Here is a 25,753-nt window from a genome sequence, read left to right as displayed (position 1 = left end):
TACAAAACGTTGTAAGAAAATGACCGCTTTCTTTTTGCTAAAATTAAACATTAGAATTTTTAATCATAAAATTTCTATTTATAAAATTTATTTTCCTCCCTTATTTTTGCTTAAAAAGGCTCCTTTTAAACCATTTCAATATGCTTTAAGTTCAAAAAACAATCACTTAAACCTAATTTTTCTAATTTATTACATTATTTTTTATTATCCCTCTTTTCAAGCAAAAAAAGTTTTGATACATTGCGAGCCATTCCAAAACACAACATCCTTAACAAATTTAAACTATCTTTACACAGGAGTACATCATGAGCGATTTAAACGCACTGTTCCAAAAAATCAAACAACGTGATCCTAACCAAGCACCATTCCACCAAGCGGTTGAAGAAGTTTTCGGTTCTTTAGCGCCGTTCCTTGCAAAAAATCCGCAATATACTAAACACGGTATTTTAGAGCGTATTGTTGAGCCTGAACGTGTAATTACTTTCCGTGTAACCTGGGTGGATGATAAAGGTAACGTGCAAGTGAACCGTGGTTATCGCGTACAAATGAACTCTGCGATTGGTCCTTATAAAGGCGGTATCCGTTTCCACCCAACTGTGGATTTAGGCGTATTAAAATTCTTAGCTTTTGAACAAGTTTTCAAAAACGCATTAACGACATTACCAATGGGTGGCGGTAAAGGTGGTTCTGACTTCGATCCGAAAGGAAAATCTGACGCGGAAGTCATGCGTTTCTGCCAAGCGTTTATGACTGAATTATCTCGCCACATCGGAGCAGACACAGACGTACCAGCTGGCGATATCGGTGTGGGCGGTCGTGAAATCGGCTATATGTATGGTCAATACAAAAAATTACGCAACGAATTTGCTTCCGTATTAACAGGTAAAGGCTTAACTTGGGGCGGTAGCTTAATTCGTCCTGAAGCGACAGGTTACGGTGCTGTGTACTTTGCTGATGCGATGTTAGCAACACGCGGTCAAGGCTTTGAAGGCAAACGTGTGGTGATTTCTGGTTCGGGTAACGTAGCACAATATGCTGCGGAAAAGGCAATCCAAAAAGGCTCGAAAGTATTAACGGTTTCAGACTCAAATGGCTATGTGTTATTCCCAGATTCAGGTATGACTGAAAAACAATTAGCGGATTTATTAATGCTTAAAAATGAACGCCGTGAACGTTTATCAGTTTATGCAGCAGAGCAAGGCATTCAATACTTCGAAGGTCAAAAACCTTGGGGCGTGAAATGTGATATCGCTCTTCCGTGTGCAACCCAAAATGAATTAGATGGCGAAGCCGCGAAAGAGTTAGTGAAAAACGGCTGTATCTGTGTAGCAGAAGGTGCGAATATGCCAACCACATTAGAAGGTGTGGAAGTGTTCATCGCAGCAAAAATCCTTTACGCACCAGGTAAAGCGGCAAATGCAGGTGGTGTAGCAACTTCAGGTTTAGAAATGAGCCAAAACGCCATCCGTTTATCTTGGAGTCGTGAAGAAGTGGATCAACGCTTATTCGGCATTATGAGTGCAATCCACGAAAACTGTGTGGAAAACGGTACAGAAGCAGACGGTTATGTAAACTATGTAAACGGTGCAAACATCGCAGGCTTCAAAAAAGTAGCAACCGCGATGCTAGAACAAGGCGTTTTATAATGAACTAATCCTTACGGTTGTGATTAAAATAACCTTGATACCAAGCCGAACTTCGTGTTCGGCTTGTTTTTATCTGATATTTTCCTTCCTCAAAAATAATCTTCACCATACCCACTTTGGATGTATCTAAAATCTGCACGCCATGCTTTTCTAGTCGTTCGACGACATTTTTATTCGGCATTTTCCACGCATTCCAACGCCCAACTGAAATCACCGCAATATTAGGTTTGGTTGTTGCCACTAAAATCTCACCTGTGCTTGTTTTACTACCATGATGCCCGACTTGTAAGAAATCGATTTTTCCAATTATCGGAGAAAAAATTCGCTCTTGCTCTACGCCTGCATCGCCCGTAAAAAGCAATTTCAAGCGGTCTATTTCGACTAATAAAGTGCAAGAATGTTGGTTTTCTGCTCGCTTTGTGATTTGTTCAGGGAAAATTGCGGTCAGCTTTATACTGTCAAATAACCATTCTCTGCCCGCAACACAAGGCTCTGAGATACGCTGAGCATAAGCCGTCTGCCCACTTGAAAAGAGCTGAGCTTTAGGGTATTCAGCCAGCAGCTCGGCAACGCCGCCAGAGTGATCGTTATCATCATGGCTGATAAAAATCGCTTTAATTTGAATATTATTGCGTTTTAAATACGGCAATACTTCTAAATTTGCCATTGAATTGCGTTGCGAACCTTCTCCCCAACTTGCCCCCGTATCGTAAAAAATTGCCTGTTTTTGACCGCTTGTATCTTGGTAAATCAAGGCTTGAGCCAAACCCTGACCAATATCAAAAGTAACCCATTCAATGTAATGATCTTTTTTCAGGTAGCAAAGCCCCGCTAGATAAATAGAGGCTAAAATCGTGCTGAATTTGGCAAAAAATTGCCAAGATTTCATCCAGCTTTTGGCATAAATTCCCACCAAAATCAGCACGTTAAACGCCAGCAAATGCCATTGGTTTTGCAAAGAAAGTGTTATCCAAGAATGAGAAAGCGGTTCAATTAACCATAAGCTAAATTGCGCTAACCAGTCCGCTAATTGCCAAGTGTGAAGCAGATTATCCGTTAAAAGAGTAAATAGAATAATCGGTACAAGCACAAGGCTGTAAAATGGAACAATCAATAAATTGGCTACAAAGCCGAGCGGCGAATAGCCTTCAAAAAAGAAAAATTGTACAGGCGAGAAAAGGAAAAAGATGCCCGTTTGTAGATGCAATAACGATAAAATAGGCTTGAAAAAGGGACGGTTTAGCCAATGCGGAATAAGCCACTCAAACTGCTTTAGCGGGAAATAGCGATACCACAAAATCAGGCTTGCTACGGCTAAAATAGAAAGCCAAAAGCTGTCGGATAGCACCGTAATCGGGTCTAAAATCAGCAAGATCGCAACAATTCGCCACCAAAATTGGCTGGGCGTGTAATGCCTGCGAGCGAATTGGCAAAGCAAAACCAAACTAATCGCAACAATCGCTCGAACGGTTGGAATGGTAAACCCAGCCAAATAGCTGTAACTCAACGCAAAAGCAAAGCCCATTAAGTGAGGAAGCAGATAAGAAAAGCTGATTTGTTGCACAAAATCATAGCGACATTTTGTACGGAGCATAAGCCATTGCCCTAGCTTGGCAAACCAGAAGCCGAAACCAAAGGCAAGAGCAATATGCAGCCCTGAAATGGCAATCAAATGTGCAGTGGTGGTTTGTTGGAAAATTTGCCAATGTTCTGATTTCAACCAAGCACGTTCACCGAAAGCAAGGGCAAGTAACAATCCTTGTGTTGCTAAGGATTGTGTTTGCTCATAAGTTCGGTTAAGCCATCGGGTTCGAAAAGGCAAATTTGTTTGATCAATCAATTCTGCTTTTCTAATGGTTGCAAGCCCATCAATATGATTAGCAAAATACCAACGCTGACGGTCAAAATTGCCGATATTACTTCGTCCAGAAATGGGGCGAAGATTAAACTCTGCTTGATAGACAGCATTGAGTTGTAAAGGCGTTTTCGCTTGCCAATTAAGATAGATATTTTGACCGCTTGTAAGCCTGCCAATTGCGGTCTGATAATCTTGTTGCTTTAAAATTTTAACAATTTCAATCGGTTGTGAGCTTTTATAAGCGGTGAAATTCTCTGCTTGATTTGCAATATTTAAAACTTGCCCGTAACTTAACAACATTGCCAAGCCCAACATAAACGGAAAAATTTGGCGTTTAAAACCAAAGTAAAGCATTAAGAGTGTGGCAAACAACATCACAGACAACAAAGCCTGTTGCGGCAGCCATAAAATGGGCAGGAAAGAGAGGCAAAGAAGAATGAAAAAGCGGTCAAGTGTCATAGCAATCTGTTTTTGCTAGACAGTATGCCGAGAAATAGAAAAGTGTGCAGAATTTTCTTTTAAATTTTCGAGCGCGATCGAAAAAATAAAATCCGCATATTAAATATGCGGATTATGCAAAACTAGAATACTTTCTTAAACGGCTTAATAATCACATCACCGTAAACGCCAGCTTCTACATAAGGATCTTCAGAAGCCCAAACTTGAGCATCTGCCAGCGAATCAAATTCTGCAATTACAGTTGAGCCAGTCACACTTGAGCCATCTTCTGTCGGGTTAGGGCCTGCGGTTAAGAGTCTGCCTTCAACTTGCAATTTTTCAAGTCGTGCAAGATGAGCTGAGCGAACTTCAAGGCGTTTTTCCAACATATTTGGGTTGTCTTGGGCAAAAATTACGTAATACATCGTTATTTCCTTCTGTTAATAAATGTTTATTTTGTTTTTTCTTCGGCTTGGCTTGTTTCTAACAGTGCCAATGCTTCGTCTAATTCTGGGTTATTTTCACGTGGAATTGGGCGAGGTTTCCCCTCTTTATCAATTGCCACATAAGTGAATAAGGCTTCGGTTACTTTAAAGCGTTCACGTGTGCCTTCATACACTTGTTTGATAAACACATCCACTTTTACTTGCATTGAAGTGCGACCTAAACGTACTAATGTGCCGTAACAGCAAACCACATCACCGACAGAAATAGGAAGGTGGAAAATCATTTTATCGACAGTAACGGTTACAACACGCCCTTTTGCCAATTCTTTGGCTAAAATCGCACCGCCTAAATCCATTTGCGACATAATCCAACCACCGAAAATATCACCGTTGGCGTTGGTGTCTGATGGCATTGCCAGTGTACGTAAAATCAGCTTACCATCAGGATTTTTTGTATAAGGTTCGTTTTTCATTTGTTATTCCTTGTTCTGTTGGTTTTCTTGTAAATGAGGGTAAACCACCACCCCCGTTAAAATCGTTGCTACTAGACTTAAACCTGTTAAGCCAAAGACTTTGAAAGTATACCACGCATCATTCGACATAAAATGGCTTACATAGAGGTTAAGAAACATACAAATAATAAAGAAGATCGCCCAACCCGTATTGAGTTTTGCCCACACGTTTTCTGGTAAGCAAATTTCTTTACCCAATAGATGTTTGATAATAGGATTTTTCAATACAAATTGGCTAATTAACAGCACTAATCCGAATAATCCATTTAAGAGAGTGACTTTCCATTTTAAAAAGGCATCGTCGTTAAAATAAGCGGTTAGCCCACCGAAAACAACGACAAAGCCAGCCATAAAAAGCTGCATTTTTTCAATTTTGCCATAGAGCATTTTTAGGACAATTAGTTGAACAAGCGTTGCGATGACCAACGTAATCGCAGCTTCTTGTGTGCCAAAAAATTTGTACACTACAAAGAAAAGAATAAGAGGAATAAATTCAAGCAATTGTTTCATCATTGATCCTTAATTAACCGTTTTTGGGCGAATGGTTTGATAAAAACGGAAGCCCAAAATGGTGGTAAAAAGTGATAAAAAAGCAGAGATCACGAAAGATAGCATCATAATTGCGACATTATCGCCTAAACGCCCAACTAGAGCAGTAATTAAAATTGGTAATAGGTTTGCTAATAATGTATAAGCAAAAAGGGCTGCCATTTTGCCTTTTGCAAGTTGCCACATAAATTTGACCGCTTGTCCAACACGATAATTTTCAACAAGAAAGACATAAATAGCGAGATTTAAGCGCACAAATACAAAAATCCCAATTGCTGATAGGGGTAAACTAAAAATGCTTGCCCCACTGCCTGAAATATTACTAAATAAAATCGACGACATACCGAAAGAAAGAGGCAGCACCATAATAATGTAAAGCGAAATCGCGGGTAGCAGTTTTGCCAAGGCTTTGCTCGTATTTTGGAAAAAAGATTGGAATATGCCCACATTAATATCGTTAATATTAAGCACTAAAAGCACAGAAATAAAAATATTTCCAATACCAATTAAGAGAGAGGGAAGCAATGAAACAGCTGAAGCTGAAACCATAAAATTAGAAAGCACAAAGGTTGCCAGTAATTGAATAGCAAGCAATAATCCCATAGCTGTTAGCGAAAACTGACGACGATTTCGGATAAAATTCCAACTATCTTGTAATAATTGAGGAAAATTAATCGGCATAAAAATCCTTGTTTTTTCGTTAATAAAAAGTAAAAAAATTGCTCATAAGTATATCAATAGATAGCTTGAAGTGCATTAAGTTTTGCCACAAGCTTTTCGTATTTCTTAGAGTAATATTACACATAAAAAAAGCCTGAACTCTTTCGAGCTCAGGCTTTGAATTAAATGATTAGCTTAGCAATAAGCTAGATTACCATTGGTAACCCACACTTGCTGCAGTCCCTGTATCACCTCGACTGTTGGTATCAATAGATAATTTCACACCAACTTTACCATTATCGGATAAACGAGAATAACCCATTGCAACTGCACTTTCACCTTTATAGGTACCAATACCTGCTGAAATCATTGATTTACCAGGAGAAGTAACTTGATATAAACCTCCGGTTGCTTTAGAACTAGCAATACCTGCACGTAAAGTTTTATCCATTTTATTCATATCATTACGAATATTAGTTACAGCGCCTTTTAATTGGTTAACATTAACAGCATCCGTACCTTTTACACCAGGAGCAACATTAATAATGCGATTGCCGCCGTTATTCAATCCATTCTCAGTAACTGATACCACTCGATTGTGATCTGAATGATGGATTGTTACGCCCTCATTATTTACCACAGTTTTACCCGTAGTAACCGATCCTTTATCACCAAGATCAATATCTTTAGTAAGTTGAACTTCTAAGGTGTCATTACCATTCGATTTAACGTTGATATTACCTTTCGCAGACTGAAATTTCTCAGATTTCTCTTTAGAAACGCCTTCACCTTTCACTTTAACGGTGCTATTAAGCTTGTTGTTATTCACAACTTCATTATTACCCGTGAATTTCAAACCGTCATCTGGATTGAAACCAATACCGTCTTTGCCATCCTTACCGTCTTTACCATCTTTCACAGTTGTAGTCGTCACTTTGCCGTTACCGTCTGTGATTTTAATAACGTGGTTTGAACCCTCTTTGGTAACTTCTGCTACCGCGTTTTTACCATCTTTACCATCTTTCACAGTGGCTGTTTTGATCGTGCCATCAACATTAGTAATGGTAATAGTGGTTTCACCTTCTGCCGTTTTTTCACCCACTTCAATTGTTGGGCTCTTACCATCTTTACCATCTTTACCATCTTTCACGATTACTTTTTTGCTCGTGCCATCAGGATTCTTAATGGTAATAGTGGTTTCACCTTCTGGCGTTTTTTCACCCACTTCAATTGTTGGAGCTGTTGAGCTCTTACCATCAGCACCATTCGAACCATTCGTACCATTATAGAGGGGAGCTTCACTGATTAAATCATCGATACCTGGGTCATACTTACCATTTCCATTATTGTCAAAGTAGCTCCTAATCAATACACCATCTCTTGATGTTTCACCAGAAGCATTTACAGGTGTTTCACCAGAAGCATTTACAGGTGTAGAAAGTAAACTAAAAATCCCCATTATAGCCATTGCAAGAAGAGAAATCCGTTTTTGCAATTTGCTTTTTTGTTGAGTGTTTGTCTCATTTGAGCTTGAGGACTTGACATGCCCACGAGATAACTCTGATGTAACAACCCAATTTTGAGTAGAGTGATTCCATAAGACTTTGTAGATCTTATTCATATTTATTTCCTTTTTCTTAAGTTTTTTGTCAAAAATAGCCGATTGCTTTTAAAACCTACTATTCGTGAAGAAATATTTCATTTTTTACATATATATGAATATATTTTCCAAATATTATATGTCTAGCTTAATTTTCTGTTCAACGACATTATTGTAAATTAATGTAAATTTCACTTGTCATTTCCTGCAATTAAGGTTACTAAGAAACATCATTACAATATTTAGATTCAAAACTATGATCGAAACACTCCAATCAGGACAACGCTATCTAAACACCTATCCTCAACAAAAGAAATTAAACGTGTTTATGATCGATTACCGCCTTATTCAGATTATTAAATTTTCAGGCAAGTGGATGCCCGCTTTTGCTTGCTTTACAATTTTGTGGCAATACTTTTTTAAAGACCCTAGCCAATCAATTTTGGTAAATTCGGTAATTACCGCCCTTTTTGCGGTAAGTATTCCCTATCAAGGTTTATATTTTCTCGGCAAGCGGTCAAAATCGCCACTTCCTTTGCATTTAATGGGTTGGTATGAAGAGCTGCGTCAGAAATTAGTAAATGAAAAGGTAAAATTAACCGCTTGCCCCGTGCAATCGGTGCCGACCTATCAGGATTTTGCAAATTTATTGCAACTTGCAGAAAAAACGTGGGGCAATAAATACTTTGATGAGTTATAATTCCCCCAATTTTTGGATGGCACTAGCCAATTTCTTGGCTTGTGCCGTTTTCTTTATTTTGACAGAATAATTTTTATGACAACACAAACCGACAAAGAAAAAAAACAAACCTACAACCTTAACAAACTGCAAAAACGTTTACGCCGCAATGTAGGTAATGCCATTGCCGATTTCAATATGATTGAAGAGGGCGATAAAGTAATGGTCTGCCTTTCTGGCGGAAAAGACAGCTATACTCTCTTGGATATTCTGCTTAATTTGAAGCTCAACGCCCCAATCCATTTTGATGTGGTGGCGGTAAATTTAGACCAAAAACAACCTGGTTTCCCAGAACATATTTTGCCTGAATACCTAGAAAGCATCGGCGTGGAATATAAAATCGTGGAAGAAAATACTTACGGCATCGTAAAAGAAAAAATTCCAGAGGGCAAAACTACATGCTCGCTCTGCTCGCGTTTACGTCGTGGGATTTTATATCGCACTGCAACTGAACTTGGAGCAACCAAAATTGCATTAGGGCATCACCGCGATGATATGCTCGAAACCCTCTTCCTAAACATGTTTTATGGTGGTAAATTAAAGTCAATGCCACCAAAGCTAATTAGTGATGATGGCAAGCAAATTGTGATTCGTCCGTTAGCTTACTGCAAAGAGAAGGACATCGAAAAATACGCGGAAGCGAAACAGTTCCCGATTATTCCGTGTAACTTATGCGGCTCGCAACCTAACCTGCAACGCCAAGTGATTAAAGAGATGTTGCAAATGTGGGATCGTCAATACCCTGGACGAATTGAAACGATGTTCAGTGCCTTGCAAAATGTCACACCATCGCACCTTTGCGATCCGAATTTATTTGATTTCAAAAATATCAAACACGGGCAAGTGATTGAAGGCATAGAAGGCGACCTTGCCTTTGATAAGGAAGAGATGCCAGCAATTCCTGTGGGTGCGGTCATGGATGAAGACGATCACGAATTTGCACAAGAAGGGTTAATCCAATTTAAAGCAGTTTAATCTTTAACATAATTTGCAAACATTTACGAAAAGGAGGCTTCATGTTTTCTAACGAAGTCGTGATTTCGATCATTGTATTACTCGCATTAAGTTTGATGCGAATTAACGTGGTCATTTCACTTATTATTGCAGCCTTGGTTTGCGGGGTTATCGGCAATTACGGTGTCGAAAATGCCACGCTTTTCCAAGCATTAGAGAAGACCATCGGTAGCTTTACAGGTGGTTTAGGAGGAGGTGCAGAAACCGCGATGAACTATGCCGTGCTCGGTGCGTTTGCGGTTGCTTTATCTAAATCAGGCGTAACCGATTTATTGGCTTACAAAGTGATTTCGCATTTTGGCAAACGCCCATCTGGTCGCTCCGTATTTTGGTTTAAATACATCATTTTGTTTGTATTGACTGCCTTTGCGATTTCATCTCAAAACTTGATCCCGATCCATATTGCGTTTATCCCGATTGTGGTGCCACCGCTGTTAGGTGTGATGAACCAGCTTAAAATCGACCGCCGTGCGGTGGCTTGTGGATTAACTTTCGGTTTAACCGCAACTTATATGTTGATTCCAGCAGGTTTCGGGCAGATCTTTATAGAAAGCATTTTGGTGAAAAATATCAATAATGTAGGCTCGCAATTTGGTTTAGTCGCAACTACTTCGGATATGACTAAAGCAATGTTCGTGCCTGTATTGGGGATGATTTTAGGCTTGCTCTTTGCCTTCTTGGTCTCTTATCGTAAACCACGTACTTATGCGGAAGTGCAAGAAAAAAATGCGGATGATATTGCAGAGCGTGTTACACACGTAAAACCATTCCATATCTGGTTAAGCATTTTTGCTATTATAGCAACCTGTTCGACACAATTAGCCACAAATTCGACCATTATTGGCGGTTTAGTTGGCTTAGTGATTTTTGCTTTAGGTGGCGTATTTAGACTTAAACAATCCAACGACATCTTCCAAGATGGCTTACGCTTAATGGCAATGATTGGCTTTGTGATGATTGCCGCATCTGGCTATGCAAGCGTGGTGAATTCAACAGGTGGTGTTGCCGAATTGGTCGAAGGTTTACGTGGTTCAATTGATAGTAAAGGTTTAGCCGCATTCTTAATGTTGGTTGTTGGTTTGTTTATCACTATGGGCATCGGTTCTTCTTTCTCAACCGTACCAATTATTACCTCTATCTATGTGCCTTTGTGTGTGGCTTTCGGTTTTTCACCGCTTGCAACGATGTCTATCGTGGGCGTAGCCGCCGCACTTGGCGATGCGGGTTCACCCGCATCAGATTCCACTCTTGGCCCAACATCAGGCTTAAATGCTGATGGCAAACACGACCACATTTGGGATTCGGTTGTACCAACTTTCTTACACTTTAACATTCCATTGTTAGTGTTTGGTTGGATTGCGGCAATGACGTTGTAATTATTATAATGCAATCATTTACTGGGGCGTGTTGCACACGCCCTTTTATTTCGTTCAATATATAAAAATATTCCGAAAAAGGCTATTTATGAAATTTATCTCTTTTAATATCAATGGCTTACGTGCTAGACCGCATCAACTTGAAGCCATTATCGAAAAACACCAACCTGATATTATTGGCTTACAAGAAATCAAAGTTTCAGATGAAGATTTCCCTTATGACTTAATCAATCACTTAGGCTACCACGTTTTCCACCATGGGCAAAAAGGACACTACGGCGTGGCACTTTTAACCAAAAAACAACCGCTTGCGGTGCGTAAAGGTTTTCCAACTGATAGCGAAGATGCACAAAAACGAATGATTATGGCGGATATTGAGACTGAATTTGGCGTGCTTACAGTATTAAACGGCTATTTCCCTCAAGGCGAGAACCGCAAGCATGAAACTAAATTCCCAGCAAAAGAAAAATTCTACGCAGATCTCCAAAATTATTTAGAAACAGAATTGAAACCTGAAAATCCAATCGTGATTATGGGCGATATGAATATTAGTCCAACTGATTTAGATATTGGCATTGGTGAACCAAACCGTAAACGTTGGTTACGTGATGGAAAATGCTCATTTCTACCAGAAGAACGCGAATGGTTAGGGCGTTTGCAAAGCTACGGATTGGTTGATACATTCCGAGCAATGCACCCAGAAGCAGATGACAAATTCTCGTGGTTTGATTACCGTTCAAAAGGCTTTGATGACAACCGCGGTTTACGCATTGACTTAGTGCTTGCCTCAAAACCATTGGCGGAACGCTGTGTAGAAACAGGCATTGATTTGGAAATCCGTGCGATGGAAAAACCTTCAGATCATTCTCCTGTTTGGGCGGTGTTTAAGTAATCATTAAATGAATGATTAAGGCTTTTTAGCTAAATACGCCGCTAAAATCTTAACTTCTTCATCGCTCAATTTCTGTTTGGCGGTGTTACCACCGCCATTTACTTTGCCATTTTTACGATCCATTAAAGCATTTAAAATCTCTTCTTGGCTCATTTGATTAATGATTTTAGATTTCCCCATCGCTGGTTTTTCTGCGGTTCTACCGTGGCAAGTGGCACAAGAACGGCGGTAAAGTTTTTCAGCTGGAGTTATATCCATATCAGCCCAAGCAGAAAAACTCAAATTGCCAAGCAAAATAGCCAACATCCATTTAGCGTATTTCATACACTATCCTTTAAATAACTTCTCCAAATCCGCATCGGGAATCTTACCTTCATATTTGGCGGTAATATTGCCTTTTGCATCAATAACATAAGTGGTCGGTGTGCCAACAAGGTGATAGCGTTCGGCTGTAATTTTCAGCTGATCTTTCACGACAGGCAATGTAAGTTTTTGTTTATTTACGACCGCTTGAGTATCTGCTTTTTCGCCATCGACGTTGATTGCAATCAGTTGCACCCTGTTTGGATGAGCATCAGCCATTTTCTCGAACATTTTTAGCTCCATAATGCAATACCCACAGGTTTCCGACCAAAAAGTGAGTAAGCGGGTGCCTTGCCAATCCTCTAATTTCACAGAATTGCCTTGCAAATCATAAGCCGCAATCTTAGGAGCGGCTTGACCAATTACTGCACTTTCTTCTTTGCAAGCGGTAATACCAAAAACAATCGCAAGTAAACTCAGTTTGAATAAGGTTTTTGTCATCATTTTAATTTCTCTCTTCTTTTAAAAATCTGCCGTGTTGCAGATAAATAGTGCGGTTGGTGAGTTTGCCAAGTTCTGGATTATGCGTCACCATCACGATGGTTCGCCCTTGCTTGTTAAGCTCTGTAAGCAGATCGAGCACCAATGTTTCATTTTTTTCATCCAAATTCCCCGTCGGTTCATCCGCAAAAATCACAGGTGGTTGATTGACCAAGGCACGGGCGATGCAAACCCGTTGTTGCTCACCGCCTGACAGTTGGCTTGGACGGTGATCAATACGGTGCCCAAGCCCCACTTGTTCAAGCACGGCTTTGGCAGCTTCTTCATCAATCACACTGTGATAATGCTGAGCGAGCATCACATTTTCGAGTGCGGTTAAGTAGGGAATTAAGTGGAATTGTTGGAACACTAAGCCAATTTTTTCCGCTCGGAAACGCTGGCGACCGATTTCGTCCAGTTGGGCGGCATCTACTCCGTCTAAAATCACCTTGCCCTCGCTTGCAGTGTCTAAGCCAGTGAGAATGTTCATCAGCGTGGTTTTTCCTGAGCCAGATGCGCCCATAATGGTAACAAATTCGCCTTGTTTGATTTGGATGTTGATGTCTTCAAGGGCGGTTACCTGCCCGAAGCGTTTGTATAAATGTTGGGTTTCGATTACAAAGTTGGTCATACTATTCCTTTTGCCGTGGGTAAGTATACCCACAGTTACGCATAGTTATACCCCTTTGGGGTATTTCTAACTACCAACCCCAAAGGGGTTGAATTATGCCTAACCTAGGGTAACTTGTTACCCTAGGCGTAAAAGTCATTCACCTTTTAAAACATTCGCCATATTAATATTCAACGCTCTGCGCGTTGGAATAATCACCGCCACGAAGGCTACCAATAACGACAACACAATCGTAATAGGCAGCACAGGCAAGCGCATATCAATGTAGGATTTAAACACCATCAAGCCGAGCACTTGGGCAAGCAAATAGCCTAAGCAAAGCCCGGTAATAATTGCACCGCTTGCGATGATAAAAATCTCGGTGCTGATTTGGTGAATAATGTCCGATTTTTTCGCCCCCAAGGATTTTTGAAGCGCGAACTCTTTGGCACGTTCGCCCACAATCGCAATCAGCGTGGTGTTTACGCAAAGGGTTGCAAGCACCAAAATCACCAGTGAAATCAAGCCCATTAAGCCTTTGATTTTATCCAAAATCTGCCCTTCGGAAGCGGAGACTTTACGGATTGGACGAGCGGTTAAATCAGGGTGTTGTTGCATAATTTGTTCAGCGAATTGCTCCGCTTGGTTTGCACCTTGCTCATTTTTCACGTTCAGCAACGCATTATTCGCCAAGCCTTCTTTTTCCAGCCAATTTTGGGCAAAGGCGAGATTGACTAGCAACATATTGTCGGTAGCATCACCCGCTTCCACAATAGCTTTGATGGTGAAGCGGTGTTTTTCGACGGCATTTTTGGAAAGTTGAATGCTGTCGCCCACTTTTAAATGCAACCGTTCGGCAAGGGTTTTGCCGATCATTGCGTTTCGGTCATCAAAGTTCACGTTGATTGCCGAGCCTGTGATTTGCCAATAAGGGGCCAGAGTTCGCATCGCATCGAAATTCACGCCCATCAGCACAATTTTTTCCAAATCGCTACGCACCACGCCGTAAAGATAAGGGCTAGATGCGGTCACTAAATCGTTCGGGACATTTTGCAAAATGGCGTTGAGTTCAGTTTCGTTGATCATTCCGCCGTCGGCTGAACCAATATAGAAATTTGCCCCGAAGGTTCGGAGTTCTTGGCTCATTTTGGTGTTGATGTCGAAGTAAACCGCCGCCATCGCCGTCACGATACTCGCCCCCACGGTGAGTGCAGTGAAAATAATCAACACGCGTTGCAAGCGAAGGCGTAGAGCACGGAAAATCAATCGCCAAAACATACTGCTATTTGCTACTTTATTGTCTGCTTTTTTATGCTCTACCATAGAGCACCTCCACAGGGTAAAGTTTTGCGATTTTATGAGCAGGGAACCAGGTGCCAATCACGGCAATCAGCATTGAAAGCACCAACACGCAAGGTACAACAATCCAAGCGAAATCCAGTGGTGTACCGAACAATGAAGAACCGATAAATTTTGCCAAGCCCCAACCAGCAATACAGCCAAGCACGCCACCAACCAACGCACTGAGCACCGCTTCGCAATAAAACAGCAGCGTGATTTGCCACTGATAAGCACCAAGTGCTTTCATCAAGCCAATCTCTTTGGAACGCTCGATAATGCCTGCACTCATCAACGATGCGATCCCCATTGCCGCTGCGATTAACGCAGCCACAGTCACCACCGCAAGCAAGAGCTGGATTTTGCCAATCACTACGCCTTCCGATGCCGCCACTTGCCAAATCGGGCGAACGATTGCCCCTGAAATCGCTTCTTCCAACTGGTGCGAAATGGAGGAGACATAAGCCGTGCAATACCAGCGGTCATATTCTTCCGCATCTAAGGCATCCGTATTGACACGTGCTTTACGAGAAAGATCGTTTTCAGGCACGGTGAGCGCAGAAACACGAACGGATTGCACTTTGCCTTCCAAACCGAGCAAGGTTTGTACAGGGTTTAATGGCATCACGAGTTGATTATCTTCTGAGCCGCCAGTGCTTAAAATGCCTTTGATTCCCACAGATCTTTTCTGCGTTTCATTATTCTCGTTAGTGTAACTGAGCGTTAATTTATCGCCAATTTGCCAGCCGTTCGCCTTGGCAAGTTGTTCGCCTGCCAAGGCAGGGATGAACTCGCCAAACTCACCGCTGAAGTCATCTACCCATTCGCCGTTCACTTTCCAGAATGGGCTGATAATGCGCTGCCCTGTATGGTAATCATCTTCATCGGGAATGGCGATTTGGTGATCGAAAAACGTACCCAACACGTTAATAGTTTTTGCTGAAAGAGCGGTCGATTTTTTAGGTGAATTTGCAGAATAGTCCGCGAATTTAACCGCTTGCACGTTGGCAGAAAGCAGCGGGGCGAAGCCAACAATATTGTTTCTCCAGAAAATATCTTTGATATTGGGCAGTTCTTTTTCATCCAGAAAATCTTGGCTGGAAAGTGAACTACTATGGCTCAATTCATCGGGCAAGGCGGCATTGCTGGCAGGCTCTACCAAAATATTCGCGCCGTAAGATTTCAGCTCTTTCGCCATTTTGTCGCCAATATCAATGGAAACTGCAAGTAGTGCAGATACCAAGCCTGCTGCTAAGAAAATCGTGATAATGGCAAGCAATTTGCGTTTTAAGCTGAACCGCCAAGATTGAAATAACATTCTTGCCAGCATTAGTCCCCCTTATTCTCGTTCTCTTTGCCACCGAGATATTTTTCAGGGTCGTCACGGAATTGATCGAGATTTTTTTCGTTCTCGAAGAAATAAGTGTGCCCTTCGTGGCTATATTTGAACTCCGTTTTAGTATTTTTGAGTTTCGTGCCACTAATCGGATCTTGCACATCAATTTCCACGATGGTGCTGAACAAATTCAAGCCATCTTCCAAACTTTTGCGAGAAATAATGATTTCGCTGTCGGTTTGTTGCCAATCTTCAATCGGCACAGGGTTGCATCCACCCGGTTTGCCGATGGATGGAATGAACATATGCACGCCGCAGCCCACGCACACCACTTGGTTGCCTTGCATCACGTAACCTTGATCGCCACAGAGCAAGCAAGCATCAAACACTGCCGCCATACTCACTTTGTTTGGTTGACGGTTGATGATAAAAAATCGCACCGCTTTGCCGTCGTCGGCAATCCACACAAAACGGTGTAATTTGCCATCTTTAAGTGGTTCAAGGGCTAAATGCACTTCGTCTTTTTCATTGAGTTGTACAGGCATAGCTTCGGAAAGTTGCGGTGGTTGTGATGCTACTTTTTCCCAATAAAGCTGACTTACGCCTATCAATAAAAGCCCGAAAGCACCCCAGCCGATTAAGCGTTTGGAAATCTGCACCAAGGCGAGTTTTTTGCGTTTTTCAATTGGATCGCTTTCTGTATTGGCGTGTTTTAGGCGTTTAACATGGGTTTGAATAGTAAAGATAGCCAAAATTATCGCCATTAAAACCACACAAATCGTATTCAGCCATACGGTGATTTCGCCCGATTTTGCGACAAAACTGAGTCGTGGTTTGGTGAGTTCGACAAGCTGTAGTTTCATCAGCGTGAGCAATAATTCAGCCACAAGCGGTAAAATTAAGGCGATAAAAAGCAAAAAGTTCAAGGCTAAAAGTGCGGTAGATTTGCCTTGTGTTTTTTGTTGCTGTTTAAGTAAAAAATAAAGCCAAGCCGAAGCTGCAAAGCAGAAAATCATCCCAGAAATGACTGCACTTAGGTTCAAAATAAAATCGGTGTTAATGACATCGGTGTTGCTAAGTGCGGTGATATTCGGATCTTTCGCCCACGTTGCACCTGCGATGAGCATTAACGCAAATTGCCAAAAGCCCGCAAGTTTTGCAGATGGAAGCCATTGGCAGATCGCAAAAAGAAAAAATGCGATTAAAAAGCCAAGGGTAAGAATCAGGTTCTGCACTTGTCCGTTCGGCAGATTTAACCGCAAGACAACGCCACAAGCCAAGCCGAACAGGCTGAGCCAGATCAGTGTTTTAGGGAAAATCGTGCCTTTTTTGATTGCCCATGAAGCCCCGAGTAAAAGCGAAATTGGCAATAAGGATTGGAGTAGGAAGATGAAGAAGTAGGTCATAGAATACTGTTTGTAAACGCCTAGGGTAACAAGTTACCCTAGGTTAAGCATAATTCTACCCCTTTGGGGTAGATATTGCTGGTTTCCTAAAGAGGAATAACTATGCTTAACCGTGGGTATACTTACCCACGGTCTAAAAGTTATTTCAAACCTGTAAATTTAAACTCATAACTCACATCAAACGGTTTCCACCAGCGACCTACGCCAGTTTCTTCGTCGGTGTGGCGGTGCATACCTGCTTTTGATGGTGGGTCGATGTGGTAAGTTAATTTGTAGTTACCCACGCCCATCATTTTCACGTTCGCGCCATAGTGTGGACCGTCGCCTGCTACCATCGGCATAAAGGTACCCTCTTGTTTCGCACCTGTGTCAGTGTTCACTAAAGTATAGTTGATGGTTAAGTATGGCATCCATTCGCCTTCGCCGAAACCGTTTTTATTACCTTTTACAGCGTGGATGTCGGCTTCTAAGTGAATGTCAGATTTCGCTGCTGGTAAGCCCATTCCACGTGGTTCCATATCGATTGGTTTTAAGTAAACTGCAGCGATTTCCAGTTCGTTCATCGTCACAGCTTCACCTATTGGATATTCTTGGAAAGCATTCGCAGATGAAGCAGCAAACATTCCAGCGAGTAATGTTGTAGCAAAAAGTACTTTTTTCATAGTTTCTCTCCTGAGAGTGGTTTTAAATGTAGGGTGAGCATTCTTGCCCACCGATAAAAATCAACACGGTGTTAATGGTGGGCAGAAATGCCCACCCTACGTTATGCAGCTTTTTTGCTTTGATATTTCATCACAAACAACGCAAAAATTGCTGCGATGATTAAAATCACTTGTGGTACAAGGGTTTCGACGTAAGGGTAAATACCAAGCCACGAAATTTCTGGGACGCCGTTGACTAATGTTGGTTCAAATAATTTGCCTTCAATAAGCTCAAGCACGGATTTACCTGCAAATACAAACGCCATTAAATACATAAACGAACCTGTGAACATAAAGAACGGTTTGAGCGGCAATTTTACCACGCCATAACGCATAATGAAGTAGCAAATCGCGAGTAGAACCGCCCCTGTGATGAAGCCTGCGAAAAGATAAAATAAACTGACCGAGCTTTTCGCATCGCCCACTAAGGCATAGTAGAACAATACGGTTTCCGCCCCTTCGCGATAGACAGCAAGGAAGCTGGTAAGCCATAAGCCAAATAGCGAACCTGCGGTGAGTGCGGTAGAAAGTTTCCCTTCAAGGTAGCGTTTCCAGTTTTGAGCTTCCACTTTGGAGAGTAGCCAGTAGCTCATACTAAACAGCATAAACACGGCGATGATCATCGTGAAACCTTCGAGCAATTCGCGATTTTGCCCTGAATTTTCAAAAATCAGTTGGAAGATAAACGCAGTCACCACGCTGGCAGACAACGCCACGTAAACCGATTGGCGAATGACAGGTAATTTGTCGTGATGATTGTTTTTCACCATATAAGCCACGATTGCTGCCACGATAAGCAAGGCTTCCAAGCCTTCACGTAAAATAATGAGTAGGCTATAAAGGAACATCGACAAGTCGCTTTGTTCGCCACCTTGCAGCATATCAACGGCTTTTGCAAGATTTTGGCTTAAACCGACCGCTTGATCTTGCAATTTATCGCCTTGCCCTGCTTTCATTAGGCTGACTAAGCGGGTAAAATAGCCTTCGAGTTCAGCTTTGAAATTGCTATCACGCGAGCCAACTTTGTTTTCCATTCCCAAATTTTCGAACACGTCAAAATAGGTATCTTGCACGAAAAGCATCGCTTTTTTCGCATCTCCTTGATTGTATAAATCAATGGCTTGTTGAATGCGTTGATTAATTTCTGCGCTGATTTTCGCCCAGTCTTGATCGGCTGCGTCATTTACAGTCTGCGTACCAGATTGCACCGCTTGCATGTTTTGTTCTTCACGTGTAGTCGGTAAATTTGGCAGCTGTTCTTCAATATCTTGCAAAAGTTGCGTGCTTTGATAGGCGATTTCCGTCATTTGATCGGGTTGTTCACTCAAACGGATCAAATTGTAGAATTGTTGATTGATGGCAGATGAAATCTCAGATGAACGGTTGGTTCGCACCGACATTTCCATTTCAGAATTTTTGTAGCCGTCGTATTGCGCTTGTTGGAAGGATTTTTTCGCGTTGGCAAAATCACCGTTTTCGTAGTAAGTAATAGCTTGAGCAACTAAATTGTCAATAGTTTTGAAGCTTTGTTGCCAGTAAGGTTTGATTTCTGCATTATCGTAAACCCCATGCTGCCCATCGGCGTTGAGTTGGTGTCCTTCAATCAAAGAAGGCAACACTTCCTGCAATTCCTTTTTTAGCCCTTCGAGCTTTGCTCGAATTTCGCTCATCGGTTTGCCTTCGCCAATCATTTTGCGAATTTCACCAAAAGTGGCTTCCATTTGGTAACTTTTTTGAGCCGAAAAGTTAATGCGAATCGGGCCTTCTAAATTCTCAAACACCTCAAAATACGCCATCTGTACTTCGGTTTTAGCATCATCAATTTTGTTCTCTTTGAGCAGTTGCTCGGTATTGTTGAGACGATTAGTGATGTCGGATACCCATTGTTGGTAGTTGTCTTGGGCGAAAAGAGATTGAGATAATCCCAAAATGAGAGAAAAAATAATGTAGCGAATAAAATGATGCATAGATCACTTCCAAATGAAACTAATTCTTAGTTTGCTATTATCCTCTTCTCTTAGGAAAGAGCAAGGGGAGATTAGAGGTATTTTATGAAAATTTACTCTATCTCATCAAAACATACTCCCTCTAACCAATTCTTTATTTTCCCTTTCATTCATCATAAAAAAATTTAACGCTTTATATTTTATAAAATATGGATGGATATGCTAAGCAAGCGATTAAATTCAAAATTATTCTTATAAAAATCTAAACTTAGCCAATTTTAAAAATTTTATGCTGTTTTTAGCAAAACTTGACTGCTAGACAAACGCGAGAAACTCTTGCACAATGTTGCCAATTTAATCGTATATTTGAGTTGTGAATAACATTCACAATGCTATAAGAAATTGGAGGATTTAATGAAAAAACTTTCTGGTGCAGAAATGGTTGTGCAATCCTTGTTAGATGAAGGCGTGGAATACGTTTTCGGCTATCCAGGAGGCTCAGTGTTAGATATTTATGATGCAATTCATCAATCAAGCCTTAACCACGTGTTAGTTCGTCACGAACAAGGTGCGGTGCATATGGCAGATGGTTATGCTCGCTCAACGGGTAAAGTGGGTTGTGTGTTGGTGACTTCAGGTCCTGGTGCAACCAATGCGATTACAGGGATTTTAACCGCTTATACCGATTCTGTGCCGCTTGTAATTATCACAGGTCAAGTACCTTCTTCGTTAATCGGTTCGGATGCGTTCCAAGAGTGCGATATGATCGGCATTTCTCGCCCTGTGGTAAAACACAGCTTTATGATTAGAGATCCGCAAGAAATCCCTGAAACGATCAAAAAAGCGTTCTATATCGCTTCCACGGGGCGACCTGGTCCTGTGGTGATCGATATTCCTAAAGATATGGTAAACCCTGCCAATAAATTTGCTTATGAATACCCGAAAGAAATAGCATTGCGTTCTTACAACCCAACGGTGCAAGGGCACAAAGGGCAAATCAAACGTGCATTAAAAGCCTTGATGGTGGCAAAAAAACCTGTACTTTACGTGGGCGGTGGCGTGATTTCAGCAGAATGTAGCAACGAACTTGTCGATTTTGCGAAAAAATTAAACTTACCTGTAACTAGTTCGTTGATGGGGTTAGGGGCTTATCCTAGCTCAGACCGCCAATTCTTAGGGATGCTTGGCATGCACGGCACTTATGAAGCCAATAATGCGATGCACGAAAGCGATTTAATTTTAGGTATCGGCGTGCGTTTTGATGACCGTACCACCGCAAACTTGGCGAAATATTGCCCAAATGCGAAAGTGATTCACGTAGATATTGACCCAGCTTCCATTTCAAAAACCGTTCAGGCTTACATTCCAATCGTAGGCTCAGCGAAGAATGTGTTAGATGAATTTTTAAGCTTGCTTGAAGATGTGAATTTGGCAAAAAATCAGGCAGATTTGACCGCTTGGTGGAAACAAATTGACGAATGGAAAGCAAAAGATTGCTTGAAATTTGAAGAGAGTTCAGAGGTGATTAAACCGCAACAAGTGATCCGCTTAATCCATAAACTAACCAATGGTGATGCTTATGTGGCATCCGATGTAGGTCAGCACCAAATGTTTGCAGCTCTTCATTACGGCTTTGATAAGCCACGCCGTTGGATCAACTCTGGTGGTGCGGGCACAATGGGCTTCGGCTTACCTGCTGCAATTGGGGTAAAATTTGCACACCCTGAAGCAACAGTTGTGTGTGTTACGGGTGACGGTTCAATTCAAATGAATATTCAAGAGCTTTCTACCGCTAAACAATACGACACGCCAGTGGTGATTGTCAGCCTTAACAACCGATTCTTAGGGATGGTAAAACAGTGGCAAGATATTATTTATCAAGGTCGTCACTCACAAGTGTACATGAACTCATTGCCAGATTTTGCAAAATTGGCGGAAGCTTATGGGCACGTGGGCATTACCATTGATCACCCAAGTGAATTAGAAGAAAAACTCACGCAAGCTTTCTCTATCAAAGATAAATTAGTCTTTGTTGATGTGCGTATAGATGAAACCGAACACGTTTACCCAATGCAAATTCGTGGCGGTGCAATGAATGAAATGATTTTAAGCAAAACGGAGCGTACAGATGCGTAGAACATTATCAGTCTTACTTGAAAATGAATCAGGTGCTTTATCTCGCGTGGTTGCCCTTTTCTCACAACGTGGCTTTAATATCGAAAGTTTAACCGTTGCACCAACTGACGATGAAAGTCTGTCACGTATGACGATTGTAGCAAACGGTGATGAAAAAATCTTAGAGCAGATTGAAAAACAACTGCACAAACTTATCGATGTGTTTAAAGTGATTAACCTCAGTGCGTGCGAACACGTAGAACGTGAAGTGTTGCTATTAAAAGTGCGTGCGACAGGCTCTGCCCGTGATGAATTAAAACGAATGACCGATATTTTCCGCGGTCAAATCGTGGATATCGCTCCAAAACTTTATACCATCCAATTAACAGGCACAAGCGAAAAACTCAACGCCTTTATTGAAGCGGTAAAAGCAGAAACAACTATTATTGAAATCGTGCGTTCAGGGATTATTAGCCTCTCTCGCGGTGAGAATAATTGTTTGTAAGCCTCTAACCCCCACATCTCCAAATGTGGGGTTATTTTTCACACTTTCCCTATCTTTACCCTATAAGAACCCTAAATTTTTTTGTATAATCCCGACTGAATTACATCGTTTTAAGCGGTCGTTTTTCTATCAAATTTTACACATTGGCAAAGCTCGAGGTATTTATGAAAAAAGAAGAAGTTGGACACAATTTCCTTGCTCGCTTAGGCAAAACCCGTTTACGTCCAGGCGGTAAAGTCGCAACCGATTGGCTTATCGCAAATGGCGATTTCAACAAAGAGAAAAAAGTACTCGAAGTGGCGTGCAATATGGGGACAACCGCGATTCAGCTTGCTAAAGAGTATGGTTGCCATATTACGGGCATTGACTTAGACGAAGAAGCTTTAGAAAAAGCACGTGCAAATATCAAAGAAAATGGCGTAGAAGAGTTGGTGCAAGTGCAACGAGCGAATGCCACCAAACTGCCTTTTGAAGATAACAGCTTTGATATTGTAATCAACGAAGCAATGCTGACTATGTTGCCAATTGAAGCGAAAGAAAAAGCAATTCGCGAATACCTACGTGTGCTTAAACCAAATGGTTTATTGCTCACCCATGACGTGATGCTAAATACCGATGATGCCGAAGGCGTGATTGCTGATCTACGCGATGCGATTCACATTACCGTTACGCCACTGAAAAAAGAGGGCTGGAAAGAACTTTTCCACCGTTGTGGTTTCCGTAATGTAGATACTTACTCAGGCGAGATGTCTCTGCTTTCACCAAAAGGGTTAATTACCGATGAAGGCGTGCTTGGCGCAATGAAAATTATCAGCAACGCACTTAAACCAGAAAACCGTGAAACCTTTACTAAGATGTTCAAAACCTTTAATGACCCAGAGAAAAAAATGGGCTTCATTGCTGTGTGTAGCCAAAAATAGTCTATGTTAGAACAAATCCAAACGTGGTATCGCCAAAAATTTAATGATCCTCAAATCGCGGCTCTTGCAGGGATTTTGCTGATTGGCTTTGGGATCATTTATTTTTTCAGCAACCTAATTATGCCATTGCTGGTTGCGATTGTTCTGGCTTATTTGCTAGAAGTGCCAATCCGCTTGCTTGAACGCTTTATGCCAAGAACATTGAGTGTCGTTATTGTACTTGGCTCGGCGCTCTCGCTTGTTTCATTCTTATTGGTGGTTATGCTGCCAAGTTTATGGAATCAAGCAGTCAATTTTATTCGCGATTTACCCAATATGCTCAACCTCTTGAGCGAATGGGTGCAAACCTTGCCAGAGCACTACCCTGAGCTGATTGATTATTCGATGTTGGATAGCGTCGTCAGTTCGGTAAGGGCGAAAATTTTAGGCTATGGAGAATCGCTGCTATCCATTTCAGTGAACTCGCTGATTAACTTGGTCGGCTTAGGTATTTATGCGTTTCTTGTGCCGTTGATGGTATTTTTCTTGTTGAAAGATAAATCCCTCTTTTTAAATTCGCTTGCTAATTTATTGCCAAGAAACCGTCGCTTGGCGACCCGCGTATGGGTAGAAATGCAAGATCAAATCGCAAATTATATTCGTGGAAAATGTTTAGAAATCGCGATTGTTGGCGTAATTACTTATATCATTTTGATCTTCTTCGATTTACGCTACCCCCTCTTGCTTTCAGTCATCGTTGGGCTTTCTGTTCTAGTGCCTTACATTGGTGCGGTACTTGCAACCATTCCAATTGCCTTGATTGCCCTGATGCAGTTCGGTTTATCACCTGAATTCTACTACTTAATTTTGGCATTTGTGATTAGCCAATTATTAGACGGGAATTTAGTCGTACCGTTTTTATTCTCTGAGGCAGTGAATTTGCACCCCTTAACCATCATTATTGCCGTCCTTATTTTTGGCGGATTATGGGGCTTCTGGGGCGTATTTTTCGCCATTCCATTGGCAACCTTAGTCAAAGCCGTATTTAATGCGTTTTCTTCTAGCGAACAAAGTTAATTTTTAGACCAATATTTATGACGTAGGGACAGGGTTTATCCCTGTCTTATTTTATTTGAGCAAGGACGGGGGCCCCCTCCCTACAAATCAATTATTAAGCGGTCTAATTTCCCTTATTTTTTACCAAAGAAGGACAATATGTTAGTTTCCGATTTCCATTTTGATTTACCCGATGAGCTCATCGCTCGCTACCCAACCAAAGAGCGTACCGCCAGTCGACTACTCTATTTAAACGGTAATACGGGCGAATTTGCTGATCAACACTTCACCGATTTGCTCGAACATTTAAACGAAGGCGATTTGCTTGTTTTTAACAATACTCGTGTAATCCCAGCTCGTCTTTACGGTCGAAAATTAAGTGGTGGCAAGGTTGAGGCTTTAGTTGAGCGCGTATTAGATGAACACCGCTGTTTAGCTCACGTGCGGGCGTCTAAAGCACCAAAAGAAGGCACTGTTTTAGTGTTTGGCGAAGATAAATTAGGCGAAGGAAATGGCCTAGCCGCAACGATGACGGCTCGTCACGATGCTCTCTTTGAATTGCAATTTGAAGGCAAAAAACCGCTATTTGATTTGCTTCAACAAGCAGGGCATATGCCACTTCCGCCATATATTGACCGGCCAGATGAAGATGCAGACCAAGAGCGTTATCAAACCGTTTATAGCAAAGTGTTAGGCGCAGTAGCAGCACCAACAGCAGGCTTGCATTTCGACCAAAATTTATTAGTGAAATTAAAAGAGAAAGGGGTAAACACAGCATTTGTTACGCTTCACGTTGGGGCGGGTACCTTCCAACCTGTTCGTGTGGAAAATATTTTAGATCACAAAATGCACGCTGAATATGCGGAAGTTTCACAAGAAGTAGTAGATCAAATTTTACAGACGAAAGCGAATGGCAAACGTGTTATCGCCGTGGGCACAACCTCTGTTCGCTCCATTGAAAGTGCAGCACAAGCGGTCAAAAATCCTGAAAACCTGATTGAACCGTTTTTCTCCGACACCTCAATTTTTATCTACCCAGGTAAAACATTCAAAGTTGCCGATGCTTTAGTGACTAACTTCCATTTGCCAGAATCTACGCTCATTATGTTAGTTTCTGCATTCGCTGGCTATCACACAACAATGAACGCCTATGCCCACGCAGTAGCAGAAAAATATCGTTTCTTTAGCTATGGCGATGCCATGTTTATTGAGAAAAATCCGAATGCATTGAAGGATGTGCCATAGGATTTAAAGTTGGCATATAGGAA

At 41.5% G+C, this 25,753-nt stretch carries 24 protein-coding genes and 1 pseudogene; 10 read left to right on the top strand and 15 right to left on the bottom strand.

Going from position 1 to position 25,753, the window contains the following annotated elements; translation table 11 throughout:
• Window positions 1-305: 305 nt before the first annotated feature.
• Window positions 306-1,646: an NADP-specific glutamate dehydrogenase gene (gene gdhA / locus DPV92_RS03575; protein WP_111353719.1), complete on the top strand. Its 1,341-nt coding sequence runs from the start codon at window positions 306-308 to the stop codon at window positions 1,644-1,646.
• Between the two features lie 4 nt (window positions 1,647-1,650).
• On the opposite strand, the gene DPV92_RS03570 is transcribed toward gdhA, so the two are convergent.
• The 6 genes from DPV92_RS03570 to DPV92_RS03545 form a co-directional block, all read right to left on the bottom strand.
• Window positions 1,651-3,963 (bottom strand): DNA internalization-related competence protein ComEC/Rec2, encoded by a 2,313-nt coding sequence (locus tag DPV92_RS03570; protein WP_111353718.1) that lies wholly within the window; start codon window positions 3,961-3,963, stop codon window positions 1,651-1,653.
• Between the two features lie 122 nt (window positions 3,964-4,085).
• On the bottom strand, window positions 4,086-4,367 hold the full coding sequence (locus tag DPV92_RS03565; protein ID WP_111353717.1) for a YciI family protein: 282 nt from the start codon (window positions 4,365-4,367) through the stop codon (window positions 4,086-4,088).
• A gap of 26 nt (window positions 4,368-4,393) precedes the next feature.
• Complete coding sequence (yciA, locus tag DPV92_RS03560) at window positions 4,394-4,861, bottom strand: acyl-CoA thioester hydrolase YciA (protein WP_111353716.1); 468 nt, start codon at window positions 4,859-4,861, stop codon at window positions 4,394-4,396.
• Between the two features lie 3 nt (window positions 4,862-4,864).
• Window positions 4,865-5,410, bottom strand: coding sequence for a septation protein A (locus DPV92_RS03555; RefSeq protein WP_111353715.1), 546 nt, complete (start codon window positions 5,408-5,410; stop codon window positions 4,865-4,867).
• A 9-nt stretch (window positions 5,411-5,419) separates the two neighbouring features.
• Window positions 5,420-6,130: a hypothetical protein gene (locus DPV92_RS03550; protein WP_111353714.1), complete on the bottom strand. Its 711-nt coding sequence runs from the start codon at window positions 6,128-6,130 to the stop codon at window positions 5,420-5,422.
• Window positions 6,131-6,320: 190 nt separating this feature from the next.
• Window positions 6,321-7,730 (bottom strand): YadA-like family protein, encoded by a 1,410-nt coding sequence (locus tag DPV92_RS03545; protein ID WP_111353713.1) that lies wholly within the window; start codon window positions 7,728-7,730, stop codon window positions 6,321-6,323.
• Window positions 7,731-7,965: 235 nt separating this feature from the next.
• Here DPV92_RS03545 and yfbV point away from each other — a divergent pair, with 235 nt between their 5' ends.
• From yfbV to xthA, 4 genes are all read left to right on the top strand, one after another.
• Window positions 7,966-8,409: a terminus macrodomain insulation protein YfbV gene (gene yfbV, locus DPV92_RS03540; protein WP_111353712.1), complete on the top strand. Its 444-nt coding sequence runs from the start codon at window positions 7,966-7,968 to the stop codon at window positions 8,407-8,409.
• A 75-nt stretch (window positions 8,410-8,484) separates the two neighbouring features.
• Window positions 8,485-9,423, top strand: a complete 939-nt coding sequence (gene ttcA, locus DPV92_RS03535) for a tRNA 2-thiocytidine(32) synthetase TtcA (protein ID WP_111353711.1) — start codon at window positions 8,485-8,487, stop codon at window positions 9,421-9,423.
• A gap of 41 nt (window positions 9,424-9,464) precedes the next feature.
• Window positions 9,465-10,838: a Na+/H+ antiporter family protein gene (locus DPV92_RS03530; protein WP_111353710.1), complete on the top strand. Its 1,374-nt coding sequence runs from the start codon at window positions 9,465-9,467 to the stop codon at window positions 10,836-10,838.
• An 88-nt stretch (window positions 10,839-10,926) separates the two neighbouring features.
• Window positions 10,927-11,730 (top strand): exodeoxyribonuclease III, encoded by an 804-nt coding sequence (gene xthA, locus DPV92_RS03525; protein WP_111353709.1) that lies wholly within the window; start codon window positions 10,927-10,929, stop codon window positions 11,728-11,730.
• Window positions 11,731-11,745: 15 nt separating this feature from the next.
• On the opposite strand, the gene DPV92_RS03520 is transcribed toward xthA, so the two are convergent.
• From DPV92_RS03520 to DPV92_RS03485, 9 genes and pseudogenes are all read right to left on the bottom strand, one after another.
• The gene (locus DPV92_RS03520) at window positions 11,746-12,054 is read right to left on the bottom strand and encodes a c-type cytochrome (RefSeq protein WP_111353708.1); all 309 of its coding nucleotides are present in this window, start codon (window positions 12,052-12,054) and stop codon (window positions 11,746-11,748) included.
• A gap of 3 nt (window positions 12,055-12,057) precedes the next feature.
• Window positions 12,058-12,537, bottom strand: a complete 480-nt coding sequence (locus DPV92_RS03515) for a TlpA family protein disulfide reductase (RefSeq protein WP_111353707.1) — start codon at window positions 12,535-12,537, stop codon at window positions 12,058-12,060.
• A 1-nt stretch (window position 12,538) separates the two neighbouring features.
• On the bottom strand, window positions 12,539-13,204 hold the full coding sequence (locus tag DPV92_RS03510; RefSeq protein ID WP_111353706.1) for an ABC transporter ATP-binding protein: 666 nt from the start codon (window positions 13,202-13,204) through the stop codon (window positions 12,539-12,541).
• Window positions 13,205-13,339: 135 nt separating this feature from the next.
• On the bottom strand, window positions 13,340-14,506 hold the full coding sequence (locus DPV92_RS03505) for an ABC transporter permease (RefSeq protein ID WP_192574171.1): 1,167 nt from the start codon (window positions 14,504-14,506) through the stop codon (window positions 13,340-13,342).
• Window positions 14,493-15,146: an ABC transporter permease gene (locus tag DPV92_RS10040; protein WP_404810738.1), complete on the bottom strand. Its 654-nt coding sequence runs from the start codon at window positions 15,144-15,146 to the stop codon at window positions 14,493-14,495. Before DPV92_RS10040 ends, DPV92_RS03505 begins: the two co-directional genes overlap by 14 nt.
• Window positions 15,147-15,271: 125 nt before the next feature.
• Window positions 15,272-15,851: pseudogene (locus DPV92_RS10035) on the bottom strand (ABC transporter permease); the annotation flags it as partial.
• Complete coding sequence (locus DPV92_RS03495) at window positions 15,851-17,263, bottom strand: Fe-S-containing protein (RefSeq protein WP_111353704.1); 1,413 nt, start codon at window positions 17,261-17,263, stop codon at window positions 15,851-15,853. The gene DPV92_RS03495 and the pseudogene DPV92_RS10035, both read right to left, overlap by 1 nt.
• 140 nt (window positions 17,264-17,403) lie before the next feature.
• A complete protein-coding gene (locus DPV92_RS03490; RefSeq protein ID WP_111353703.1) occupies window positions 17,404-17,925 on the bottom strand; it encodes an iron transporter in 522 nt (173 codons plus the stop codon).
• Between the two features lie 101 nt (window positions 17,926-18,026).
• Complete coding sequence (locus tag DPV92_RS03485; protein ID WP_111353702.1) at window positions 18,027-19,931, bottom strand: FTR1 family iron permease; 1,905 nt, start codon at window positions 19,929-19,931, stop codon at window positions 18,027-18,029.
• Window positions 19,932-20,324: 393 nt separating this feature from the next.
• On the opposite strand from DPV92_RS03485, the gene DPV92_RS03480 reads away from it, so the two are divergent.
• The 5 genes from DPV92_RS03480 to queA all read left to right on the top strand — a co-directional run bounded on the left by DPV92_RS03480 (window position 20,325) and on the right by queA (window position 25,730).
• Window positions 20,325-22,046 (top strand): acetolactate synthase 3 large subunit, encoded by a 1,722-nt coding sequence (locus DPV92_RS03480; protein WP_111353701.1) that lies wholly within the window; start codon window positions 20,325-20,327, stop codon window positions 22,044-22,046.
• Window positions 22,039-22,530 carry an acetolactate synthase small subunit gene (ilvN, locus tag DPV92_RS03475; protein WP_040215906.1) on the top strand — a complete coding sequence of 164 codons (492 nt, stop codon included), beginning with the start codon at window positions 22,039-22,041 and terminating at the stop codon, window positions 22,528-22,530. The genes DPV92_RS03480 and ilvN overlap by 8 nt, the downstream gene beginning before the upstream one ends.
• 164 nt (window positions 22,531-22,694) lie before the next feature.
• Window positions 22,695-23,450, top strand: a complete 756-nt coding sequence (locus tag DPV92_RS03470; RefSeq protein ID WP_111353700.1) for a class I SAM-dependent methyltransferase — start codon at window positions 22,695-22,697, stop codon at window positions 23,448-23,450.
• A gap of 3 nt (window positions 23,451-23,453) precedes the next feature.
• Window positions 23,454-24,506 carry an AI-2E family transporter gene (locus DPV92_RS03465; protein WP_111353699.1) on the top strand — a complete coding sequence of 351 codons (1,053 nt, stop codon included), beginning with the start codon at window positions 23,454-23,456 and terminating at the stop codon, window positions 24,504-24,506.
• A 138-nt stretch (window positions 24,507-24,644) separates the two neighbouring features.
• On the top strand, window positions 24,645-25,730 hold the full coding sequence (queA, locus tag DPV92_RS03460; protein WP_111353698.1) for a tRNA preQ1(34) S-adenosylmethionine ribosyltransferase-isomerase QueA: 1,086 nt from the start codon (window positions 24,645-24,647) through the stop codon (window positions 25,728-25,730).
• Window positions 25,731-25,753: the final 23 nt, after the last annotated feature.

It is taken from the genome of Pseudohaemophilus paraphrohaemolyticus, from assembly GCF_003253115.1.
GTDB lineage: Bacteria > Pseudomonadota > Gammaproteobacteria > Enterobacterales > Pasteurellaceae > Haemophilus_A > Haemophilus_A paraphrohaemolyticus_A.
The sequence above is the reverse complement of the archived record's forward strand: the minus strand, read 5'-3'. Positions and strand labels throughout refer to the sequence as shown.

Bases quoted from the DNA above. Each gene is read 5' to 3' on its own strand.
- gdhA (WP_111353719.1), top strand. From the start codon at position 306: ATGAGCGATTTAAACGCACTGTTCCAAAAAATCAAACAACGTGATCCT.
- DPV92_RS03570 (WP_111353718.1), bottom strand. From the start codon at position 3,963: ATGACACTTGACCGCTTTTTCATTCTTCTTTGCCTCTCTTTCCTGCCC.
- DPV92_RS03565 (WP_111353717.1), bottom strand. From the start codon at position 4,367: ATGTATTACGTAATTTTTGCCCAAGACAACCCAAATATGTTGGAAAAA.
- yciA (WP_111353716.1), bottom strand. From the start codon at position 4,861: ATGAAAAACGAACCTTATACAAAAAATCCTGATGGTAAGCTGATTTTA.
- DPV92_RS03555 (WP_111353715.1), bottom strand. From the start codon at position 5,410: ATGAAACAATTGCTTGAATTTATTCCTCTTATTCTTTTCTTTGTAGTG.
- DPV92_RS03550 (WP_111353714.1), bottom strand. From the start codon at position 6,130: ATGCCGATTAATTTTCCTCAATTATTACAAGATAGTTGGAATTTTATC.
- DPV92_RS03545 (WP_111353713.1), bottom strand. From the start codon at position 7,730: ATGAATAAGATCTACAAAGTCTTATGGAATCACTCTACTCAAAATTGG.
- yfbV (WP_111353712.1), top strand. From the start codon at position 7,966: ATGATCGAAACACTCCAATCAGGACAACGCTATCTAAACACCTATCCT.
- ttcA (WP_111353711.1), top strand. From the start codon at position 8,485: ATGACAACACAAACCGACAAAGAAAAAAAACAAACCTACAACCTTAAC.
- DPV92_RS03530 (WP_111353710.1), top strand. From the start codon at position 9,465: ATGTTTTCTAACGAAGTCGTGATTTCGATCATTGTATTACTCGCATTA.
- xthA (WP_111353709.1), top strand. From the start codon at position 10,927: ATGAAATTTATCTCTTTTAATATCAATGGCTTACGTGCTAGACCGCAT.
- DPV92_RS03520 (WP_111353708.1), bottom strand. From the start codon at position 12,054: ATGAAATACGCTAAATGGATGTTGGCTATTTTGCTTGGCAATTTGAGT.
- DPV92_RS03515 (WP_111353707.1), bottom strand. From the start codon at position 12,537: ATGATGACAAAAACCTTATTCAAACTGAGTTTACTTGCGATTGTTTTT.
- DPV92_RS03510 (WP_111353706.1), bottom strand. From the start codon at position 13,204: ATGACCAACTTTGTAATCGAAACCCAACATTTATACAAACGCTTCGGG.
- DPV92_RS03505 (WP_192574171.1), bottom strand. From the start codon at position 14,506: ATGGTAGAGCATAAAAAAGCAGACAATAAAGTAGCAAATAGCAGTATG.
- DPV92_RS10040 (WP_404810738.1), bottom strand. From the start codon at position 15,146: ATGCCATTAAACCCTGTACAAACCTTGCTCGGTTTGGAAGGCAAAGTG.
- DPV92_RS03495 (WP_111353704.1), bottom strand. From the start codon at position 17,263: ATGACCTACTTCTTCATCTTCCTACTCCAATCCTTATTGCCAATTTCG.
- DPV92_RS03490 (WP_111353703.1), bottom strand. From the start codon at position 17,925: ATGAAAAAAGTACTTTTTGCTACAACATTACTCGCTGGAATGTTTGCT.
- DPV92_RS03485 (WP_111353702.1), bottom strand. From the start codon at position 19,931: ATGCATCATTTTATTCGCTACATTATTTTTTCTCTCATTTTGGGATTA.
- DPV92_RS03480 (WP_111353701.1), top strand. From the start codon at position 20,325: ATGAAAAAACTTTCTGGTGCAGAAATGGTTGTGCAATCCTTGTTAGAT.
- ilvN (WP_040215906.1), top strand. From the start codon at position 22,039: ATGCGTAGAACATTATCAGTCTTACTTGAAAATGAATCAGGTGCTTTA.
- DPV92_RS03470 (WP_111353700.1), top strand. From the start codon at position 22,695: ATGAAAAAAGAAGAAGTTGGACACAATTTCCTTGCTCGCTTAGGCAAA.
- DPV92_RS03465 (WP_111353699.1), top strand. From the start codon at position 23,454: ATGTTAGAACAAATCCAAACGTGGTATCGCCAAAAATTTAATGATCCT.
- queA (WP_111353698.1), top strand. From the start codon at position 24,645: ATGTTAGTTTCCGATTTCCATTTTGATTTACCCGATGAGCTCATCGCT.